Source organism: Pseudomonas sp. TE9122, assembly GCF_056278925.1.
The window spans coordinates 372,999-392,468 of record NZ_JBWBQI010000001.1 but is presented as its reverse complement, the minus strand read 5'-3'; the positions used below and the strand labels follow the sequence as shown (position 1 = coordinate 392,468).

16 protein-coding genes, 3 tRNA genes and 1 pseudogene are annotated in these 19,470 nt (G+C 58.4%); 3 read left to right on the top strand and 17 right to left on the bottom strand.

The window, feature by feature from the left end; all coding sequences use genetic code 11:
• Nucleotides 1-11: 11 nt before the first annotated feature.
• Nucleotides 12-2,189: a DUF1631 domain-containing protein gene (locus ACZ9BE_RS01650; protein ID WP_460160363.1), complete on the bottom strand. Its 2,178-nt coding sequence runs from the start codon at nucleotides 2,187-2,189 to the stop codon at nucleotides 12-14.
• A 264-nt stretch (nucleotides 2,190-2,453) separates the two neighbouring features.
• Here ACZ9BE_RS01650 and nadC point away from each other — a divergent pair, with 264 nt between their 5' ends.
• Nucleotides 2,454-3,302: a carboxylating nicotinate-nucleotide diphosphorylase gene (gene nadC / locus ACZ9BE_RS01645; protein ID WP_476248846.1), complete on the top strand. Its 849-nt coding sequence runs from the start codon at nucleotides 2,454-2,456 to the stop codon at nucleotides 3,300-3,302.
• Nucleotides 3,303-3,419: 117 nt separating this feature from the next.
• Here nadC and ACZ9BE_RS01640 read toward each other — a convergent pair whose 3' ends face one another.
• A complete protein-coding gene (locus ACZ9BE_RS01640) occupies nucleotides 3,420-3,719 on the bottom strand; it encodes a DUF6388 family protein (RefSeq protein ID WP_041477935.1) in 300 nt (99 codons plus the stop codon).
• Nucleotides 3,720-4,073: 354 nt separating this feature from the next.
• Between ACZ9BE_RS01640 and ACZ9BE_RS01635 the strand changes: the two genes are divergently transcribed.
• Nucleotides 4,074-4,325: a type II toxin-antitoxin system HicA family toxin gene (locus ACZ9BE_RS01635; protein WP_056782877.1), complete on the top strand. Its 252-nt coding sequence runs from the start codon at nucleotides 4,074-4,076 to the stop codon at nucleotides 4,323-4,325.
• Complete coding sequence (locus ACZ9BE_RS01630; protein ID WP_056782875.1) at nucleotides 4,322-4,663, top strand: type II toxin-antitoxin system HicB family antitoxin; 342 nt, start codon at nucleotides 4,322-4,324, stop codon at nucleotides 4,661-4,663. The genes ACZ9BE_RS01635 and ACZ9BE_RS01630 overlap by 4 nt, the downstream gene beginning before the upstream one ends.
• A 20-nt stretch (nucleotides 4,664-4,683) precedes the next feature.
• Here ACZ9BE_RS01630 and ACZ9BE_RS01625 read toward each other — a convergent pair.
• The 15 genes and pseudogenes from ACZ9BE_RS01625 to ftsH all read right to left on the bottom strand — a co-directional run bounded on the left by ACZ9BE_RS01625 (nucleotide 4,684) and on the right by ftsH (nucleotide 19,444).
• Nucleotides 4,684-4,756 (bottom strand) — tRNA-Thr (locus tag ACZ9BE_RS01625).
• Nucleotides 4,757-4,945: 189 nt separating this feature from the next.
• Nucleotides 4,946-7,051: a polyribonucleotide nucleotidyltransferase gene (gene pnp / locus ACZ9BE_RS01620; RefSeq protein WP_024011572.1), complete on the bottom strand. Its 2,106-nt coding sequence runs from the start codon at nucleotides 7,049-7,051 to the stop codon at nucleotides 4,946-4,948.
• A 204-nt stretch (nucleotides 7,052-7,255) separates the two neighbouring features.
• Nucleotides 7,256-7,525, bottom strand: coding sequence for a 30S ribosomal protein S15 (gene rpsO, locus ACZ9BE_RS01615; protein ID WP_016771751.1), 270 nt, complete (start codon nucleotides 7,523-7,525; stop codon nucleotides 7,256-7,258).
• 142 nt (nucleotides 7,526-7,667) lie between these two features.
• A complete protein-coding gene (gene truB, locus ACZ9BE_RS01610; RefSeq protein WP_024011571.1) occupies nucleotides 7,668-8,585 on the bottom strand; it encodes a tRNA pseudouridine(55) synthase TruB in 918 nt (305 codons plus the stop codon).
• A 4-nt stretch (nucleotides 8,586-8,589) separates the two neighbouring features.
• Nucleotides 8,590-8,991 carry a 30S ribosome-binding factor RbfA gene (rbfA, locus tag ACZ9BE_RS01605; protein ID WP_016771753.1) on the bottom strand — a complete coding sequence of 134 codons (402 nt, stop codon included), beginning with the start codon at nucleotides 8,989-8,991 and terminating at the stop codon, nucleotides 8,590-8,592.
• Between the two features lie 159 nt (nucleotides 8,992-9,150).
• Nucleotides 9,151-11,676 carry a translation initiation factor IF-2 gene (gene infB, locus ACZ9BE_RS01600; protein ID WP_041477933.1) on the bottom strand — a complete coding sequence of 842 codons (2,526 nt, stop codon included), beginning with the start codon at nucleotides 11,674-11,676 and terminating at the stop codon, nucleotides 9,151-9,153.
• A 27-nt stretch (nucleotides 11,677-11,703) separates the two neighbouring features.
• Entirely contained in the window at nucleotides 11,704-13,185 is a 1,482-nt protein-coding gene (gene nusA / locus ACZ9BE_RS01595) for a transcription termination factor NusA (RefSeq protein WP_024011569.1), read from the bottom strand.
• 47 nt (nucleotides 13,186-13,232) lie between these two features.
• Entirely contained in the window at nucleotides 13,233-13,691 is a 459-nt protein-coding gene (gene rimP, locus ACZ9BE_RS01590) for a ribosome maturation factor RimP (protein ID WP_007973115.1), read from the bottom strand.
• 139 nt (nucleotides 13,692-13,830) lie between these two features.
• A tRNA-Met gene (locus ACZ9BE_RS01585) sits at nucleotides 13,831-13,907 on the bottom strand.
• A gap of 97 nt (nucleotides 13,908-14,004) precedes the next feature.
• Nucleotides 14,005-14,090, bottom strand: a tRNA-Leu gene (locus ACZ9BE_RS01580).
• A 22-nt stretch (nucleotides 14,091-14,112) separates the two neighbouring features.
• Nucleotides 14,113-14,496: a preprotein translocase subunit SecG gene (gene secG, locus ACZ9BE_RS01575; protein WP_016771756.1), complete on the bottom strand. Its 384-nt coding sequence runs from the start codon at nucleotides 14,494-14,496 to the stop codon at nucleotides 14,113-14,115.
• Between the two features lie 4 nt (nucleotides 14,497-14,500).
• Complete coding sequence (gene tpiA, locus ACZ9BE_RS01570) at nucleotides 14,501-15,256, bottom strand: triose-phosphate isomerase (RefSeq protein ID WP_056782873.1); 756 nt, start codon at nucleotides 15,254-15,256, stop codon at nucleotides 14,501-14,503.
• Nucleotides 15,257-15,321: 65 nt separating this feature from the next.
• Nucleotides 15,322-16,659 carry a phosphoglucosamine mutase gene (glmM, locus tag ACZ9BE_RS01565; RefSeq protein ID WP_041477931.1) on the bottom strand — a complete coding sequence of 446 codons (1,338 nt, stop codon included), beginning with the start codon at nucleotides 16,657-16,659 and terminating at the stop codon, nucleotides 15,322-15,324.
• A 16-nt stretch (nucleotides 16,660-16,675) separates the two neighbouring features.
• A complete protein-coding gene (gene folP / locus ACZ9BE_RS01560; protein ID WP_056782869.1) occupies nucleotides 16,676-17,527 on the bottom strand; it encodes a dihydropteroate synthase in 852 nt (283 codons plus the stop codon).
• Between the two features lie 8 nt (nucleotides 17,528-17,535).
• Nucleotides 17,536-19,444, bottom strand: a pseudogene (gene ftsH, locus ACZ9BE_RS01555) (ATP-dependent zinc metalloprotease FtsH).
• Nucleotides 19,445-19,470 lie beyond the last annotated feature (26 nt).

Here is a 19,470-nt window from a genome sequence, read left to right as displayed (position 1 = left end):
TCACCGCGCGATCACTTGCCGCGATTGAGTCGCCGCAGGTCGCCCAGCACCGATTCCAGTGCGCGGTCGAACAGCAAGGTGTCATCCAGTGCGCGCGCGGCGCCACGGCTGAAAGCCAAGGCGAGGTCGGTGCGGCTGTGCTCCAGCACTTTCGTCCCGGTGCGGTCGACGAAGACATATTTGCCGGTCTCTTCGATGGTCGCGGCGAGTTTGCAACGCAAGGTCTGTTCCTCGTCTGCGTCGAACACCACCCAGTTGCCCACACGCAACTGCTCGACCTGAGACAGACCGGCATCGTCTTGCGCCAGGCGCGGCGCCGGGGTCGCTGCTGCCTGGTCGGCACTGTGCTGCAAGACCTCGGGCGTGACTTCGATCAGCGGCATGGCGCTGTGCTCGGCATCGTCGGAACGTTCCAGCACGCGTACGTGCAGAGCCTCCAGTTCGCTGAAAAATTCGCTGGTGGCAAACGGGTCGAACGCGGTGCTGCTCAGGCCATCGCGCAGCGACTTGAGCAAACCCGGCACCAGTGCCAGCAGGCGCAGGCTGGATTCGCCGTCGTCATGGCGCTGCACGCTCCAGACCAACTGTTCCATGGTCTGCACATCGGCATGCCATTCGGCGGACTGATCGCCGTGCTTGAGGCAGGTCAGCAACAGCACTTTGCTCCAGGCCTGCTGGACGAAACTCACCACCGTCGCCGGCAGCACTTTGCCCAGTAGCGCCTGTTGCAACGCCTGCGCGACACGCCGCTGAGCCAGCTCGGCCTTCGCCCGGCCTTCCTCGGCGTCCCGCAAGCGTTGTTCCAGCAGTTCGGTGCGGCGGCGCTCTTCCTGAGTGAAGGCGAGGAAGTCGGCGAGCAGTTCGGAGAAGATCGCCGGGTCATCCACAAAATCACTCAGCAAGCGCTGCACCACTTGTTCGATGCGCACGTATAGGTTGTCGCGCTCAGCGCCGTCGCAATCGCTCCAGCCCATTGCGGCCTCGGCGATTTCGTTGAGCAGGCGCCGCGCCGGGTGCGTGCTGCGGCTGAAGAAACTCTTGTCCAACACCGCAACCTTGAGCATCGGAATCTGCAATCGGCCGATCAGCGCCTTGAGCGCATCGGGCACGTTGCGATCGTCGAGGATGCAGTCGAAAACCATGGCGATCAGGTTGATCACATCTTCGTCGGCGGTCGCGACGACGCGGGACCTGCCGCTTCTGACGCTGACCCGGGTCAGCAGTTGCTCGAGCTGATGACGCAGATCGAAATCTTCCTGAGCCTCCAGCGCCGGTACGTATTGCTGCAAGTGCGACAACAACCGCAGCAGGTCGCGGGTGTTGATCGGATGCGCCGGGGCGCCGGGCTCCAGGGTCGGTGTGACGCGGCCGCGGACCTGGGCGAGCAATTGCTGCATCGCTGCGAACACTTCCTCGATGCCTTCGTCCGCTGGCGGCTCGTCGAGATCTTCAATCAATGTGTCGCTGTCCGCAGGCTCGACCATGCGACGAGCCACGGCGGGTTTCAGATGTGGCAACACGCCGGTGGCGAGCAACAACTGATTGGCCTCGCCATACAACTGTTCGGTGTCAGCCAGCACATAGCGTTCGAACAGCTTGAGCAGGATCAGCTTGACCTTGATCTCGACGCCGAGGTTACGTCCGGCCTGCAGGAAATATTCGCACAGCATGGCCGGACTCAGCGGATTGTGCTGATCGTCCAGACGCTTGCCGAGCATCGAGCTGAAGCGTGCTGTGAGTTGATCGAGAGCGAAGCCGTCGCGCTTGAGCACACGGCTGACCATGGTCTGCACGGCGACGGTACGCTCCATGGCATCGGTGCGCGGCGCCGACTCTTCGACCACCGGCGTGCGTGGCAGTGTGTTGGCGGCGGGGTCGTATTGGGTAAGGCCGGCGAAGGCTTCAAAGAACAGTTCCAGAAAGCCGCGCTCGATGTTTTTGCGTTTGAGGCGCAGGTCGCGCATGGCTTCGAAAAAAATGTTCTGATCGACGTCGTTGCGCGCCCGGTCGGCCATTTCGAACAGCGTGTCGTCGGCGTTATCGAACAGCTCCTGCAAATCGTGGCGCAGCTGCTGCGCAGCCTTGTCGCGAACCTGCAGCAGAATCACCGGCAAGCGGGCAAGCGGCGAGTGGTCCGCCAGATCGGCAGTCGCCCGGTGCAAAGGCACCACTTTCCCGTCGTTGCGCATCCAAGCCTCCTGGAACGGTGATTCGGTTCGTCGCTTTGACACTGCCCAACTGGACTCGTTCGTCAAAGCCATGACGTCAAATACAAGGCGGATTATCTGGCAAAACAGGCCGGCGATGCTATAGGCCTCAGGGTTTCCCCTATACGCCACACCTCGCACTCAGCGCAGGAAAATCGACCAGATGCGTCAGGCACGAACGTTCTCGCCTTGGGTTGGCTCGCGCCCTGCCCCTATAATCGAACCACTTTGTTTGTGGAGTCCGTTATGCCGAATCTACGTCTCGCCGATCTGACCGCCGAAATCGAAAACAACGTGCGCCGTGCGTTGCTCGAAGACATCGGCAGCGGCGACATCACCGCGCAACTGATCCCGGCCGAACGCCTGGCCAAAGCCACCATCATCACCCGTGACGACGCGGTCATCTGCGGCACCGCGTGGGTCGATGCGGTGTTTCGCCAGCTCGATCCGCGCGTGGCGGTGCATTGGCAAGTGGTCGACGGCCAGCGGGTCAAAGCCAATCAGCCGCTGTTTCACCTGGAAGGCCCGGCTCGCTCACTGCTGACCGGTGAACGCAGCGCGTTGAACTTCCTGCAGTTGCTGTCTGGCGTGGCGACGCGCGCGCAGTACCTGGCGGACTTCGTCGGTGAAACGCAGGTCAAGTTGCTCGACACCCGTAAAACCCTGCCCGGCCTGCGCTTGGCTCAGAAATATGCGGTGACCTGCGGCGGCTGTCACAACCACCGGATCGGTCTGTACGACGCCTTCCTGATCAAGGAAAACCACATTGCCGCCAGCGGAGGCATCGCCGAAGCCGTGGCCGCCGCACACAAGATCGCCCCGGGCAAACCGGTGGAAATCGAAGTGGAAAGTCTTGAGGAATTGAAGCAAGCGCTGGAAGCCGGCGCCGACATCATCATGCTCGACGAACTGAGCCTGGATGACATGCGCGAAGCCGTACGCCTGACGGCCGGCAAAGCAAAACTGGAAGCCAGCGGCGGCATCAACGAAAGCACGCTGCTGCCGATCGCCGAAACGGGCGTGGATTACATCTCGATCGGCGCGATGACCAAGGATGTCAAAGCGGTGGATCTGTCGATGCGACTGAGTCTCTGAGCTACAAGCTGCAAGCTACAAGCTACAAGCTACAAGCTACAAGCTACAAGCTACAAGCTACAAGCTGAGCGATTCTGCTTCGACTTGTAGCTTGCAGCTTGAAACTTGAAGCTCTCGTCATACGACGAGATTGTTCATCTCGCAGTACTCTTCCCACTCGACACCCAAGACTTCCGCCGCTTCCTTGTGCAGCACGAGGCGCTGCGCCTCGAACTCTTCCGGCGAGCTCGTGTACTTGAGCGTCAGCTCCCACGGCTGCAAGCCCTGCGCTTCGGCTTCGTCTTCGAAGGCCCACTGGATCTGGTCTTTTTGATCATCGGGACTCAGGTCCTTGATCTCATCCTTCAGGTCCGGCACATCCAGAAGGTATTTTTCCAGCGCTTGTTCGTGGCGTTGCTCTTGGGTCAATTCAGTCATGGGGTTCTCGCTGATCTTAGGAATGGAGGATGGATCTGGATCATCAAGGATCTCTCTGACGCAGGAAGCCATTGGAAGCTCGGTTTTTCCTGGCCTTCAGGACCATTCGTGGATCATATGAAAACAACGGTGCTTGCTTGTCTGGTACGAAGGAATCCTAACAGAGACGCAAGCCAGTGCAACCGGGGGAATGAAATGAAGGGTGGTATGCGCTTGGTTACAGTTTCCGGTTTCCATGCGCGAAATTCACTGCGTATAAATCCTCGCCATCGCCTTTGAGGTCAAGGCGAACGAAACCTTCACATTGACCGCCCAAAAACAGGCAACTATATTCAGTTGCAATCATAGGCCAGCATGTCAAAGACTGAAAAACTTCTCGCCAAACTTGTCAACGGCCAAAGCGCATTCACATGGTCCGAGCTTGTCACTCTGTTGGCGCGTCTTGGTTACTCTCAGCTGGAAGGATCCGGTAGCAGGATCAAATTCGACAACGGGAATCCGAGCGCAATGATCAACCTGCACAAGCCACATCCCGGAAATGAAATCAAAACATACGCAAGACGCCAGATTATCGAGCAACTGAAAACAGGAGGCCTGATTCCATGAGTTCCCAGCTGCACTACAAAGGCTATGTTGGCTCTATCGAGGCGAGCACGGAAGATAAGTGCCTGTTCGGAAAACTCCTTTTCATCAGGGCGCTGGTTAATTATGAAGGACAAACGGTGGCTGAACTGGAAGCAGCCTTTCGCGAGGCGGTAGATGACTATTTACAAACCTGTCAGCAGCTCGGGCAGAAGCCTGAAATCCCATGCAAAGGATCGTTCAATGTTCGCATAGGTCACGATCTGCATTTAGCAGCGGCTCTGGCGGCAACCCGTCAAAATGTGTCGTTGAATGATCTGACACGTCAAGCACTGAACGAATACCTCCAACACCACGCATAAAACCGAAGGCGAAAATTTTTTGCCCGAGACAGGAATCGAACCTGCGACCTTCGCGTTACGAGTGCGCTGCTCTACCGGCTGAGCTACACGGGCGGTGGGCTAAACCTAGCACCGGTCTCGAGCTCCGGCAAATTTGTGGGTTGTCTGATGGTTTTCTTTTGAGAACCACATTTGTGGCGAGGGGATAAATCCCCTCGCCACAATTTCTTTATTTCAGATAAAAAAATGCCCCCGCCGTTTGCACGGCGGGGGCATCTTCATTGCGCTAAAGCGTTGGGGCGATTAAACGCCCGAAGCCTTGGCAGCTGCCACGTCTTTGATGGACAGCTTGATACGGCCGCGGTTGTCCACGTCCAGTACCAGCACTTCCACTTCCTGGCCTTCTTTCAGGATGTCGGTCACTTTCTCAACGCGAGCGTCGCTCAGCATCGAGATGTGCACCAGACCGTCCTTGCCCGGCAGGATGTTGACGAATGCGCCGAAGTCGACGATGCGCTCAACCTTGCCGACGTAGATCTTGCCGATCTCGGCTTCTGCCGTGATGCTCAGAACGCGCTGACGCGCTGCTTCTGCGGCATCCTTGGTTTCGCCGAAGATCTTGATCGAACCGTCGTCTTCGATGTCGATCGAAGCCTTGGTTTCTTCGCAGATCGCACGGATGGTCGCGCCACCTTTACCGATAACGTCACGGATCTTGTCGGTGTCGATCTTCATCGCGATCATGGTCGGAGCGTTGGCCGACAGTTCGGTACGCGACTGGCCAATGATCTGGTTCATCTGGCCGAGGATGTTCAGGCGCGCTTCAAGGGCCTGGCCCAGAGCGATTTCCATGATCTCTTCGGTGATGCCCTTGATCTTGATGTCCATCTGCAGCGCAGTAACGCCTTTGGCGGTACCGGCTACCTTGAAGTCCATGTCGCCCAGGTGATCTTCGTCGCCGAGGATGTCGGTCAGGACGGCGAACTTCTCGCCTTCTTTAACCAGACCCATGGCGATACCGGCCACCGGTGCCTTCATCGGTACACCAGCGTCCATCAGTGCCAGGGAAGCACCGCACACGGAAGCCATCGAGCTCGAACCGTTGGATTCGGTGATTTCCGACACCACGCGGATGGTGTACGGGAACACGTCAGCGGCTGGCAGCATGGCCGAAACCGAACGACGGGCCAGACGGCCGTGACCGATTTCGCGACGACCGGCGCCACCCATGCGACCACACTCGCCTACCGAGAACGGCGGGAAGTTGTAGTGCAGCATGAACGGGTCTTTCTTTTCGCCTTCCAGGGTGTCCAGCAGTTGCGCGTCACGGGCGGTGCCCAGTGTTGCAACAACCAGTGCCTGGGTCTCGCCACGGGTGAACAGAGCCGAACCGTGAGTCTTCGGCAGAACGCCGACTTCGATGTTCAGCGGACGTACAGTCTTGGTGTCGCGACCGTCGATACGTGGCTTGCCGTTGACGATGTTTTCGCGAACGGTGCGGTATTCGATTTCGCCGAAGGCTGCTTTGACTTCAGCAGCGCTTGGCTGGCCTTCTTCACCGGACAGCTTGGCAACCACTTGGTCCTTCAGCTCACCCAGGCGAGCGTAACGGTCGGCCTTGATGGTGATGGTGTAAGCCTGGGAGATCGCTTCGCCGAACTCGGCACGGATAGCGCCCAGCAGTTCGGTGGCTTCTGGCGCAGGAGCCCAGTTCCAGGTTGGCTTGGCGGCTTCGGCAGCCAGTTCTTTCACAGCGTTGATCACAACCTGGAATTCGTCGTGAGCGAACAGTACCGCGCCCAGCATCTGGTCTTCGGTCAGCTCTTTGGCTTCCGATTCAACCATCAGCACGGCGTCGGAAGTACCGGCAACGACCATGTCCAGGCTCGAAGCGGCCTGCTGCTCGTAAGTCGGGTTCAGCAGGTAGCCGGTGCTTTCGTGGAAAGCCACGCGAGCGGCGCCGATCGGGCCGTCGAATGGAATGCCGGAAATGGCCAGGGCAGCCGAGGTACCGATCATCGCAGCGATGTCCGGATCGGTCTTCTTGCTGGTGGAAACGACGGTGCAGACAACCTGCACTTCGTTCATGAAGCCTTCTGGGAACAGCGGACGGATCGGACGGTCGATCAGTCGGGAAGTCAGGGTTTCTTTCTCGGAAGGACGGCCTTCACGCTTGAAGAAACCGCCAGGGATCTTACCGGCAGCGTAAGTCTTTTCCTGGTAGTGCACGGACAGAGGGAAGAAACCCTTGCCCGGATCGGCTTGCTTTGCACCGACAACAGTCACCAACACGCTGACGTCGTCGTCAACGGTGACCAATACTGCGCCGGAGGCCTGACGGGCGATACGGCCTGTCTCGAGGGTAACGGTCGATTGACCGAACTGGAATTTTTTGATTACCGGGTTCACGGTGTCCTACCTTCTTTGTGGCTCTTGGGGGAAACGGTTTCTTGCGAATTCTTGGGCAATCTCGGGAATCGGCCCGATGGCAATTGTCCGGGTGCTACAGGTAAAGCCATGCTGCAGATAAAACTTGAGGCTGGGAGCCTGCAAGACGCCAGCGGAAAACCGCTGACGCCCGACAGACCACCAACCTCATAGCGCAATCGCTGATTAGCGACGCAGACCCAGGCGAGCGATCAGCGCGGCGTACCGGCTTACGTCCTTGCCTTTCAGGTAGTCCAGCAGTTTGCGACGCTGGTTAACCATGCGGATCAGACCACGACGGGAGTGGTGATCTTTACCGTTGGCCTTGAAGTGACCTTGCAGTTTGTTGATGTTGGCGGTCAGCAGTGCAACCTGCACTTCTGGCGAACCAGTGTCACCAACAGCTTGCTGGTAGTCAGCAACGATTTGAGCTTTTTCTTGAACGTCGAGAGCCATGAGGCAATCCTTCCTTATCAGGAAACTGTTTCAGGGAAACAGCTTCAACAGGCCAGGGACAAATCCCTGTATCTATAAATGAGTAGTGACCATGCCTGTTAACAGCCACACTCGCCGGCCCGCTTGCGCAGACCGGTTCCGGTCATTCTGACCGAATCAAGCGACGCGGCGCGATACGCCCGTCTTCGCTCACTTCACCGATACCGATGAAGCGACCATTGTGATCCTGTACTCGTACCATGCCGAACTTCGGTGCATCCGGGGCACGTACCGGCTGGCCGTTGAGCCAGTAGAACGCACTCGCTTCCGAGAAATGCAGCAGCGGCCAATCCTGCAGGCCGCTGTCCGATGGCATCAGGAAGCGATCGACCGCCTCGTTGCCGCCTTCGGCATGTACCGCTTCCAGCTCTTCGAGAGTAACAGTCTGCGCCAGGGTGAAAGGCCCGGCCTGGGTCCGACGCAATTCTGCGACGTACGCACCACAACCGAGTTGCTCACCGATATCCTCCACCAGGGTCCGAATATAGGTGCCCTTGCTGCAGTCCACCGCAAGCCGCGCAGTATCGCCTTCGAAGGCCAGCAATTCCAAGCGCGCAATAGTAACAGAACGCGGTTCGCGCTCCACTACTTCGCCTGCACGTGCCAGTTTGTACAGCGGCTGGCCATCACGCTTGAGTGCCGAGTACATCGGCGGTATCTGACTGATTTGCCCACGAAATTTCGGCAGAACCGCTTCGACATCGGCGCGACCAACGGTCACCGGACGCTCCTGCAAAACCTCGCCTTCGGCATCGGCCGTGGTGGTGGTCTTGCCCAGTTGCGCCAGAGTCTCATAGCCCTTGTCGGAATCGAGCAGGTATTGCGAGAACTTGGTCGCCTCGCCGAAGCACAGCGGCAACACGCCGGTGGCCAACGGGTCGAGGCTGCCGGTGTGCCCGGCCTTTTCGGCATTGAGCAGCCAGCGCACCTTCTGCAATGCCGCGTTGGAGGTGAACCCCAACGGCTTGTCGAGCAGGATGATTCCGCTGACGTTACGACGGATACGTTTGACCTGAGCCACCGAATTACTCCTTGGTGTCTTCAGGTGCAGGAGCGGCAACGTGCTGATTGTCTTCAGCGACGGCGCGCTCGATCAGCGCCGACAGATGCGCGCCACGCACGACGGATTCGTCGTAGTGGAAGTGCAGTTGCGGCACGCTGCGCAGCTTCATTTCGCGGGCCAATTGCATGCGCAGGAAGCCTGCGGCGGCATTGAGCACCTTGATGCTTTGCGCGATGTCTTCAGCGTTGTCCTGACCCATCACGGTAATGAAAATCTTCGCGTGACCGACGTCACGGGACACTTCCACAGCGGTGATGGTGACCAGGCCGACGCGCGGGTCTTTGACTTCGCGACGGATCAGTTGCGCCAGCTCGCGCTGCATCTGATCGCCGATACGTTGGGTACGGCTGTATTCTTTTGCCATGATTTGTTACCTGTTACTGCCCAGCGGTGAAACCCGCAAGGTCTGAAAGCGGCAAACGCCCGGCCTGACAAAAGCCAGACCGGGCGTTGCGTTTAGAGTCCGGACGCTGTGCCGTGCATTTGCATGCGACGGCCCATCGTGGCCCTTGAAGTGCGCGAGTCAGAGGCTGCGAGCAACCTGAACCTTCTCGAAGACTTCGATCTTGTCGCCGACTTTGACGTCGTTGTAGCTCTTCACGCCGATACCGCATTCCATGCCGGCACGTACTTCGGAAGCGTCATCCTTGAAGCGGCGCAGGGATTCCAGCTCGCCTTCGAAGATAACGATGTCTTCACGCAGTACACGGATCGGACGGTTACGGTGCACCACACCTTCGATCACCATGCAACCGGCGATCGCGCCAAACTTCGGCGAACGGAACACGTCACGCACTTCGGCCACACCCAGGATGTTCTCGCGAACATCGCTGCCGAGCATGCCGGTCAGGGCTTTCTTGACGTCTTCGATGATGTCGTAGATCACGTTGTAGTAACGCATATCCAGACCTTCCTGCTCGACGATCTTGCGAGCGCCGGCATCGGCACGCACGTTGAAGCCGAACAGTACAGCGTTGGAAGCCAGTGCCAGGTTGGCGTCGGATTCGGTGATACCACCGACACCGCCACCCACGACGCGCACTTGTACTTCGTCGTTGCCCAGGCCATTCAAGGCACCGTTCAACGCTTCCAGCGAACCACGGACGTCGGATTTGAGGACGATGTTGAGCGTCTTCTTCTCGGCCTGACCCATGTTTTCGAAGATGTTTTCCAGCTTGCCGGCGTGAGCGCGAGCCAGTTTGACTTCGCGGAACTTGCCTTGACGGAACAGAGCCACTTCACGGGCTTTCTTCTCGTCGGCAACCACGCTCATCTCGTCGCCAGCGTCCGGGGTACCGTCCAGGCCGAGGATCTCGACAGGGATGGATGGACCGGCTTCCTTGATCGGCTTGCCGTTCTCGTCGAGCATGGCACGTACACGGCCGTAGTTCGAACCGACCAGGACCATGTCGCCTTGACGCAGCGTACCGTCCTGAACCAGCACGGTTGCCACCGGGCCACGACCCTTGTCGAGACGCGATTCAACCACCACACCACGGCCAGGAGCCGACGGTGTAGCTTTCAGTTCGAGAACTTCGGCCTGCAGCAGAACGGCTTCAAGCAGCTCGTCCACGCCAGTACCCATCTTCGCCGAAACCGGAACGAATGGTGTGTCGCCACCCCAGTCTTCGGAAGTCACGCCGTGAACCGACAGTTCGCTGCGGATGCGATCGAGATCAGCGCCCGGCTTGTCGATCTTGTTCACTGCTACCACCAGCGGCACGCCAGCTGCCTGAGCATGCTGAACCGCTTCGATGGTTTGCGGCATCACGCCGTCGTCCGCTGCAACCACGAGGATCACGATGTCGGTCGCCTTGGCACCACGGGCACGCATTGCGGTAAACGCAGCGTGACCCGGGGTGTCGAGGAAAGTGACCATGCCGCGATCAGTCTCAACGTGGTATGCACCGATGTGCTGGGTGATACCGCCGGCTTCGCCAGCAGCTACCTTGGCACGACGGATGTAGTCGAGCAGGGAAGTCTTACCGTGGTCAACGTGGCCCATTACGGTCACGACTGGTGCACGGGAGAACGACTCACCTTCAAACTTCAGGGACTCGGCCAGGGAATCTTCCAGAGCGGTGTCGCTGACCAGGGTCACTTTGTGGCCCAGTTCTTCGGCTACCAGTTGAGCAGTTTCCTGATCAAGCACCTGGTTGATGGTCGCTGGGGTACCCAGTTTGAACATGAACTTGATGATTTCAGCCGCTTTGACCGACATCTGATTGGCCAGATCGCCAACCGTGATGGTCTCGCCGATCTGCACATCACGCACGACAGGGCCGGTCGGGCTCTGGAAACCGTGGGCGTTGCGCTTCTTCAGCTTGGCCTTGCCGCGACCACCACGACGGAAGCCATCGCTTTCTTCGTCGGTAGTGCGTGGCGCCACACGTGGTGCCGGGGCTTTTTCTTTGACCGATGCGCGATGCGGAGCGTTTTTGCGCTCGCCATCACCGCCACCGCTGCGACGATTGTTATCGTCGGCACGTGGCTTGTCCGGACGGCGCTGTTCGTTCTGCTTGTTGCGAACGTCAGCCGATGGAGCAGGAGCAGCAGCCACCGGTGCGCTTTCGCGAACAGGTTCGGCAGCAGCCGGTGCCGCAACGGCGTCGCTGGCAGCGGTTTGCGCAGCAGCAGGCTGGCGACGCGCTTCTTCTTCGGCGCGCTGCTTGGCTTCTTCTTCAGCCTTCTGACGGGCAGCATTTTCTACTGCGCGACGCTCATCCAGTTCACGCTTGCGCTCGGCTTCGATTTCTTCCGGGCTGCGCTGTACGAAAACTTTCTTCTTGCGAACTTCAACGCTGATGCTCTTGCTACCAGCCACACGCAGGGTGCTGGTGGTTTTACGCTGCAGCGTGATCTTGCGTGGTTCTTCCACTTTCGCCTTGTGACTGCTCTTCAAGTGAGTCAGCAGGGATTGCTTCTCACTGTCAGTCACATTTTCGTCGGCGGCGGTGTGCGGCAGACCTGCCTCACGCATCTGCTGCAACAGGCGCTCTACCGGTGTTTTGACCTCATCGGCCAGTTGTTTCACCGTGACTTGCGTCATGCACTTCTCTCCTCAGGCCGCGCCTAATTACTCGAACCAGTGGGCTCGGGCGGCCATGATCAACTTGCCGGCACGATCATCGTCAATGCCGTCGATGTCGAGCAGGTCGTCAATAGACTGCTCGGCCAGGTCTTCGCGGGTAATTACGCCGCGCACCGCCAGTTCCATCGCCAAATCCTTGTCCATACCCTCAAGCGAGAGCAGGTCTTCGGCCGGATGGGCGTCTGCCAGCTTTTCCTCAGTAGCGATGGCTTTGGTCAACAAGCGATCCTTGGCGCGAGCACGAAGCTCGTTGACGATGTCCTCGTCAAAGCCGTCGATGTTGAGCATTTCCTCCACCGGTACGTAGGCAATCTCTTCCAGGCTGGTGAAGCCTTCATCTACCAGCACCTGAGCCAGTTCTTCGTCGACTTCCAGCTCGTCGATGAAGTTGCGCAGGATGTCGCCGGTTTCTGCTTGCTGCTTAGCCTGGATGTCCGATTCGGTCATCACGTTCAGGGTCCAGCCAGTCAACTGGCTCGCCAGACGCACGTTCTGACCACCGCGACCGATGGCCTGAGCCAGATTGTCTGCGCCAACGGCGATGTCCATGGCATGGGCATCTTCGTCAACGATAATTGCCGCAACCTCGGCCGGGGACATGGCGTTGATAACGAACTGGGCCGGGTTGTCGTCCCACAGCACGATATCAACACGCTCACCGCCCAACTCACCCGATACCGCCTGGACGCGCGAACCGCGCATACCGATGCAGGCACCTTGCGGGTCGATGCGCTTGTCCTTGGAGCGGACAGCGATCTTGGCACGCGAACCCGGATCACGGGAGGCGGCCATGACCTCGATGAGGCCTTCGGCGATTTCCGGCACTTCGATACGGAACAGCTCGATCAGCATTTCCGGCGCGGTACGCGACAGGATCAGCTGCGGGCCGCGGTTCTCGGTGCGGATTTCCTTGAGCAGCGCACGCAGACGCACGCCGACACGGAAGGTTTCGCGAGAAATGATGTCTTCACGGGCCAGCAATGCTTCAGCATTGTTGCCCAGATCGACGATCACGTTGTCGCGGGTAACTTTTTTCACGGTGCCGGAGATGATTTCTCCCAGGCGCTCGCGATAGGCGTCGACCACTTGAGCGCGCTCGGCTTCGCGAACTTTCTGCACGATGACCTGCTTGGCAGTCTGTGCAGCGATGCGGCCGAACTCGATGGATTCGATTTTCTCTTCGACGACGTCACCGACCTTGGCACCAGGATGCGTTTCGGCAACCTTGCTTGGCCAGGTCTCGATGGCCGGATCGTCGAGATCATTCTCTTCGACGACCGTCCAGCGACGGAAGGTTTCGTAAGAACCGGTGTGGCGGTTGATTTCCACACGCAGGTCCACTTCGTCTTCAAAACGCTTTTTGGTAGCAGTGGCCAGAGCCAGCTCCAGCGCTTCAAAAATTACGCTTGCCGGTACACCCTTTTCATTGGATACCGACTCAACAACCAGCAGTACTTCTTTGCTCATCGTACGCCTCGCCTTTCGCAAGCCATTGGATCCGCGGGATCCGCGTCTCAGTCAAAACTGGGAATAATGTTGGCCTTGTCGATCATATCGATCGGCAACAGGAACTCGTGGTCTTCTACCTGCACCACGACGTCCTGCTCTTCTACACCGCGCAGAAGGCCCTGAAAGTTGCGTCGACCTTCGAAAGGCGAGCGCAGCTTGATCTTCACTTGTTCACCGGCAAATTTGGCAAACTGCTCAAGAGTGAACAGCGGGCGCTCCATGCCAGGCGAGGAAACTTCAAGGGTGTATTCAACGGAGATTGGATCTTCAACATCCAGGACACCGCTGATCTGACGGCTGACAATGGCGCAGTCGTCCACCAGCACGCCACCCTCTTTATCGATATAAACGCGCAACATCGAGTGCCGACCCTGAGCCGAAAACTCGATACCCCAGCATTCATAGCCCAGGGCCACGACCACCGGGGCCAGCAAGGCCTGCAACTCTTCTAGCTTGCTCGACACCTGAACCCCCTAGTGCATGATATGTGCATGCTTTGCAAAATAAAAAAATGGGCATAACGCCCATCCTTGAAACGCCGTCGAACAGCGGCGTTGAAAGTATCCAGCTAACAAAAAGCCCCTTAAAAGGGGCTCCTTAAACTGGTTGCGGGGGCCGGATTTGAACCGACGACCTTCGGGTTATGAGCCCGACGAGCTACCAGACTGCTCCACCCCGCGACAAAGCTGGGGCGGAAGTATACGACCGATCCCTTTTAGGGTCAATGTAACCTTCCACCTGCAAGAAAGCCCGCAACAGCGGGCTCTCCTGACTAATTGGTACCGAGAAGGGGACTCGAACCCCTACACCCTATGGGCACAACCACCTCAAGGTTGCGTGTCTACCAATTCCACCACCTCGGCAATACTACGTTTGAAACCCTTCTTACTTCTGCTCTTGAGCTGGAGGCACGTCAGTCGCTGGAGTAGCCGACTTTTGCTCTTGAAGCACCGGGACATCATCAGAAGCCGGTTGTTGCTTAGGTACTTCCAACACTGCTGGATCTGGAAGACCTGCTTGAGTCAGCTGATGAGCTTTCTCTTTAGCAAAGTAACCTAACCCCAAGCTGGTTATGAAGAAACCGGCGGCAAGTATAGCAGTAAACTTACTAAGAAAGGTAGAGGAACCTTGGCTTCCGAACACAGTATTTGAAGCACCTGCTCCGAAAGACGCGCCAGCGTCCGCACCCTTACCCTGCTGCAGCAAAACCAGAGCAACTACGCCCAATGCACCCAGCAGATGAAAAACGACTACGACTGTTTCCAGCATTTTTTCAGTTTCCCGCGGCGCGACAAATCGCACCGAACTCATCTGCATTCAGGGAAGCTCCACCAATGAGCCCCCCATCGATATCCGGCATGCCGAACAGTTCGACCGCATTGGCCGCCTTCACGCTGCCGCCGTATAGAAGCCGCACACCTCGTGCGACTTCAGAATTCTCTGCCGCCAACTGCTCGCGAATGGCCTTATGCACATCCTGAGCCTGTTGCGGCGTTGCAGTCAGCCCGGTACCAATGGCCCAGACCGGCTCGTATGCAATCACTGCCTTGGCAAAGGCACCGACACCCAGCTCCTCGATGATGCTGCCCAGCTGACGCCCGACAACTTCAAGAGTTTTTCCGGCTTCGCGCTGCTCGAGGGTTTCCCCTACACACAACACCGGAGTCAAGCCACATGCCTGTGCCGCTGCGAACTTGCGATTCAGCATCCCGTCTCGCTCGCCCATAATCTGGCGGCGTTCGGAGTGCCCGACAAGCACCAGGGAACAACCTGCATCCACCAGTTGGCTGGGAGCAATCTCACCAGTCAACGCACCTTGCATGGCTTCCACCGCAGAATTCTGCGCGCCGACCGAAATCGACTTGCCTTTCAAGCCATCAATCACTTGATTGATATACAAGCAAGGCGGGAACACCGCGACATCAACACCGCTAGGCAAGGCCAGATGACGAAGGCCGTTGATCAGCTCAGCGACGCTGGCGCGGGTACCGTGCATCTTCCAGTTACCAGCTACCATAGGGCGACGCATGCTGTACCTCGTCGGTCAAAGTGGGCGCAGATGTTACCCAACACAATCATGGCTTGCAAGCCGTATCAGGCAGAAACTTCGGTTACCAGTTTTGCCAGCTCTTCGGCATAGCCGCGAACCTGGTTTTCGTCCTCGCCTTCGACCATTACGCGCACCAGAGGCTCTGTGCCGGACTTGCGCAGAAGCACGCGACCGCGCCCCGCCATCGCCTGAGTTACACGGGCACTGGCTTCCTTGACAGCCGGATGCTCCAGCGGGCTTTCACCGCCGCCAAAGCGAACGTTGATCAGCACCTGAGGGCACTTGCGCAACGCCTGACGCGTTTGCGCCAGACCTTCGTTGCGGGATTTCAGAGCCATCAACACCTGCAGAGCCGCGATGATCGCATCGCCCGTGGTGGTATGGTTGAAGCAGACCACATGCCCGGAGTTTTCCCCACCAACGAGCCAGTTGCGCTCTTGCAGTTCGGCAATCACGTAGCGGTCACCGACATTGGCGCGAACGAACGGGATCGACAGATCCGCAAGGGCCAGTTCGAGACCAAGATTGCTCATCAACGTACCGACGACGCCACCCTGCAACTTGCCACGCTCATGCAGATCGCGGGCAATGATAAACAGCAGGTCGTCACCATCAACAATGGCGCCGGTGTGATCGACCATCAGTACCCGATCGCCATCACCGTCGAAGGCGATACCCAGGTCCGCATGCTCAGCCAGAACGGCGGCCTGCAACGGCCCCATATGCGTGGAACCGCAGTTATCGTTGATGTTCAACCCATTCGGCTGGGCAGATAGCACGACAACTTCGGCACCCAGCTCACGGAAGACGCTAGGTGCAACCTTATAAGTCGCACCATGCGCGCAGTCGATGACGATCTTCAGGCCGGCGAAATTGGAGCCAGTAGGAACGCTGCTTTTGCAGAACTCGATGTAGCGACCCGATGCGTCATTGATTCGCGACACCTTGCCGATCTTGCTCGACTCGACAACGGTCATCGGCGTGTCGAGCAATTCTTCGATCATCAACTCCAACTCATCCGGCAGCTTGGTGCCTTTACCGGAGAAGAACTTGATGCCGTTGTCATCATGCGGGTTGTGCGAGGCACTTATCACGATACCGGCTTCAGCCTGGAACGTACGCGACAGATAAGCGATGGCAGGCGTCGGCATCGGGCCGAGCAGCATCACATCGGCGCCCGCCGAGGTCAGCCCGGCCTCGAGTGCCGATTCGAACATATAACCGGAGATCCGCGTGTCCTTGCCGACCAGCACCTTGCAGGCCCCCATCTTGCGGAAAGCCATACCAGCCGCCCAGCCGAGCTTGAGCATGAAGTCAGGCGTGATCGGGTATTCACCAACACGACCGCGAATGCCGTCGGTACCAAAATATTTCTTGCTCATAAGTGCTCCATCATTCTTATTCGGCTGATTCAACGGCCGCGATCATTCGCACAACATCGACGGTTTCCGCCACATCGTGGACGCGCAATATACGTGCGCCTTTAACTGACGCCAGCGCCGCCAGCGCCAGTCCGCCGTGCAGGCGCTCGCCCACGGGACGGTTCAACGCGTGGCCAATCATACTCTTGCGCGAAACACCTACCAGCAATGGCCGTCCCAGCGCATGCAAAGCCTCCATGTGTTTGAACAAGCTTAGATTGTGCTGCAAGGTCTTGGCGAAGCCGAAGCCGGGATCAAGAATGATCCGCTCGGCGGGAATACCCGCCTGGGCGCACTGATCCATGCGCTCGGCGAGAAACTCGCCGACCTCGCGAGTAACATCCTGATACTGCGGATTATCCTGCATATCGCCCGGTTCGCCGAGCATGTGCATGAGGCAGACCGGCAATCCGGTAGCCGCCGCCGCATCCAGCGCGCCATCGCGACGCAACGAACGCACATCGTTGATCAGGCCGGCACCGAGCCGTGCGGTTTCGCGCATGACTGCCGGGGTGGAAGTATCGACCGAGATGATGACATCCAACTCGCGATTGATCAGCTCGACAATCGGCGCGACGCGCTCAAGTTCCTCCAGAGGAGAGACCGCTCGCGCACCCGGCCGGGTCGACTCGCCGCCGACATCAATCAGCGTCGCGCCAGCCAGCACCATGGCTTCGGCATGGCGCAGCGCCGCATCGAGCTGGCTGTAGCGGCCGCCGTCGGAAAAGGAATCAGGAGTGACATTGAGAATGCCCATGACATGCGTCTGGGCCAAATCAAGAACCCGGTTGCCACAAGGCAACCGGGTCAGGGACTGTACAGAAGTCATTTCAAGCCTTAAACGTCAGCAGCCGGACCGCCAATCGGTTTTTCCGGACGCTCATCCTGCACGACAGGCGGCGGAGGCGTACCGGTGCCACCCGACCAGTCGCGAGGTTCGCGAGGCGTGCGACCCGCCATGATGTCGTCGATCTGCTCGGCATCGATGGTTTCGTACTTCATCAGCGCATCAGCCATGGCATCCAGTTTGTCACGGTTATCCGTGAGGATCTGCTTGGCGGTGCCGTAGCACTGATCGATGATGCTGCGCACTTCGGAGTCGATCAGCTTGGCTGTCTCACCGGAGAAGCTGGCAGCCTGACCACCACCGCCGCGACCGAGGAACACTTCACCTTCTTCTTCGGCGTACATCAGCGGACCGAGTTTTTCCGACAGACCCCATTTCGTCACCATGTTCCGGGCAATCTGACTTGCACGCATGATGTCGTTGGATGGCACCGGTAGTCACACCATCGAAGCCCAGAGTCATTTCTTCAGCAATACGACCGCCGTACAACGAGCAGATCTGGCTGATCAGCGCACGCTTGGACAGGCTGTAGCGATCTTCTTCTGGCAGGAACATGGTCACACCCAGCGCACGACCGCGCGGGATGATCGATACCTTGTAGACCGGATCATGCTCAGGAACAACGCGACCGACAATGGCATGGCCAGCTTCGTGGTAGGCCGTGTTCTGCTTTTCTTTCTCGGACATGACCATGGATTTGCGCTCGGCGCCCATCATGATCTTGTCTTTCGCCAGTTCGAACTCTTTCATCTCGACGATACGCTTGCCGCTACGGGCAGCGAACAACGATGCTTCGTTGACCAGGTTGGCCAGGTCAGCCCCGGAGAAACCAGGAGTACCACGCGCGATCACTGCCGGAGCAACGTCGTCGCCCATTGGCACTTTGCGCATGTGCACTTTCAGAATCTGCTCGCGACCACGAATGTCTGGCAAGCCAACCACCACCTGACGGTCGAAACGGCCCGGACGCAGCAGCGCAGGGTCGAGTACGTCCGGACGGTTGGTCGCAGCAATCACGATGATGCCGTCATTCATTTCGAAGCCGTCCATCTCCACCAGCAACTGGTTGAGAGTCTGCTCACGTTCGTCGTGACCGCCACCCATGCCGGCGCCACGATGGCGACCTACGGCATCGATTTCGTCGATGAAGATGATGCAAGGTGCATGTTTCTTGGCCTGCTCGAACATGTCACGGACGCGGCTGGCGCCGACACCGACGAACATTTCGACGAAGTCAGAACCGGAAATGGTGAAGAACGGCACTTTCGCTTCGCCGGCAATTGCCTTGGCCAGCAAGGTTTTACCGGTACCCGGTGGGCCGACCATCAATACGCCGCGCGGAATACGACCGCCCAGACGCTGGAATTTGCCCGGATCGCGCAGGAACTCAACCAGCTCGCCGACTTCTTCCTTGGCTTCGTCGCAACCGGCAACGTCAGCCAAAGTGGTTTTCACCTGATCTTCGGAGAGCAGGCGTGCCTTGCTCTTGCCGAAGCTCATCGGCCCGCCCTTGCCACCGGCACCGCCCTGCATCTGGCGCATGAAGAACATGAACACCGCGATGATCACCAGGATCGGGAAGCTGGCCACCAGAAGCTGAGTCCAGATGCTTTGCTGTTCAGGCTGCTTGCCTTCAACCACAACGTGATTGTCGACCAGATCGCCGATCAGGCCATTGTCCTGGATTGCCGGACGAATGGTCTTGAAGCTGTCGCCATCGGTGCGCTTGCCGGTAATCACATAGCCGTCAACAGCTACGCGCTCGACCTTGCCATCCTTGACCTGCTGGATGAAGTCGGAATAGTTGAGGGTCTGCGGCTCGTTAGGGCTGGAGAAGTTGTTCATCACCGTCACCAGGACTGCCGCGATGATCAACCACAGGATCAGATTCTTTGCCATATCGTTCAATTAACTACCCTCTGAAG

Coding starts and splice junctions, on each gene's coding strand:
- tpiA (WP_056782873.1), bottom strand. CDS start 15,256: ATGCGTCGCCCTATGGTAGCTGGTAACTGGAAGATGCACGGTACCCGC.
- nusA (WP_024011569.1), bottom strand. CDS start 13,185: ATGAGCAAAGAAGTACTGCTGGTTGTTGAGTCGGTATCCAATGAAAAG.
- folP (WP_056782869.1), bottom strand. CDS start 17,527: ATGACTTCTGTACAGTCCCTGACCCGGTTGCCTTGTGGCAACCGGGTT.
- nadC (WP_476248846.1), top strand. CDS start 2,454: ATGCCGAATCTACGTCTCGCCGATCTGACCGCCGAAATCGAAAACAAC.
- infB (WP_041477933.1), bottom strand. CDS start 11,676: ATGACGCAAGTCACGGTGAAACAACTGGCCGATGAGGTCAAAACACCG.
- ACZ9BE_RS01640 (WP_041477935.1), bottom strand. CDS start 3,719: ATGACTGAATTGACCCAAGAGCAACGCCACGAACAAGCGCTGGAAAAA.
- ACZ9BE_RS01630 (WP_056782875.1), top strand. CDS start 4,322: ATGAGTTCCCAGCTGCACTACAAAGGCTATGTTGGCTCTATCGAGGCG.
- rpsO (WP_016771751.1), bottom strand. CDS start 7,525: ATGGCTCTCGACGTTCAAGAAAAAGCTCAAATCGTTGCTGACTACCAG.
- rbfA (WP_016771753.1), bottom strand. CDS start 8,991: ATGGCAAAAGAATACAGCCGTACCCAACGTATCGGCGATCAGATGCAG.
- glmM (WP_041477931.1), bottom strand. CDS start 16,659: ATGAGCAAGAAATATTTTGGTACCGACGGCATTCGCGGTCGTGTTGGT.
- ACZ9BE_RS01635 (WP_056782877.1), top strand. CDS start 4,074: ATGTCAAAGACTGAAAAACTTCTCGCCAAACTTGTCAACGGCCAAAGC.
- ACZ9BE_RS01650 (WP_460160363.1), bottom strand. CDS start 2,189: ATGCGCAACGACGGGAAAGTGGTGCCTTTGCACCGGGCGACTGCCGAT.
- secG (WP_016771756.1), bottom strand. CDS start 14,496: ATGCTGGAAACAGTCGTAGTCGTTTTTCATCTGCTGGGTGCATTGGGC.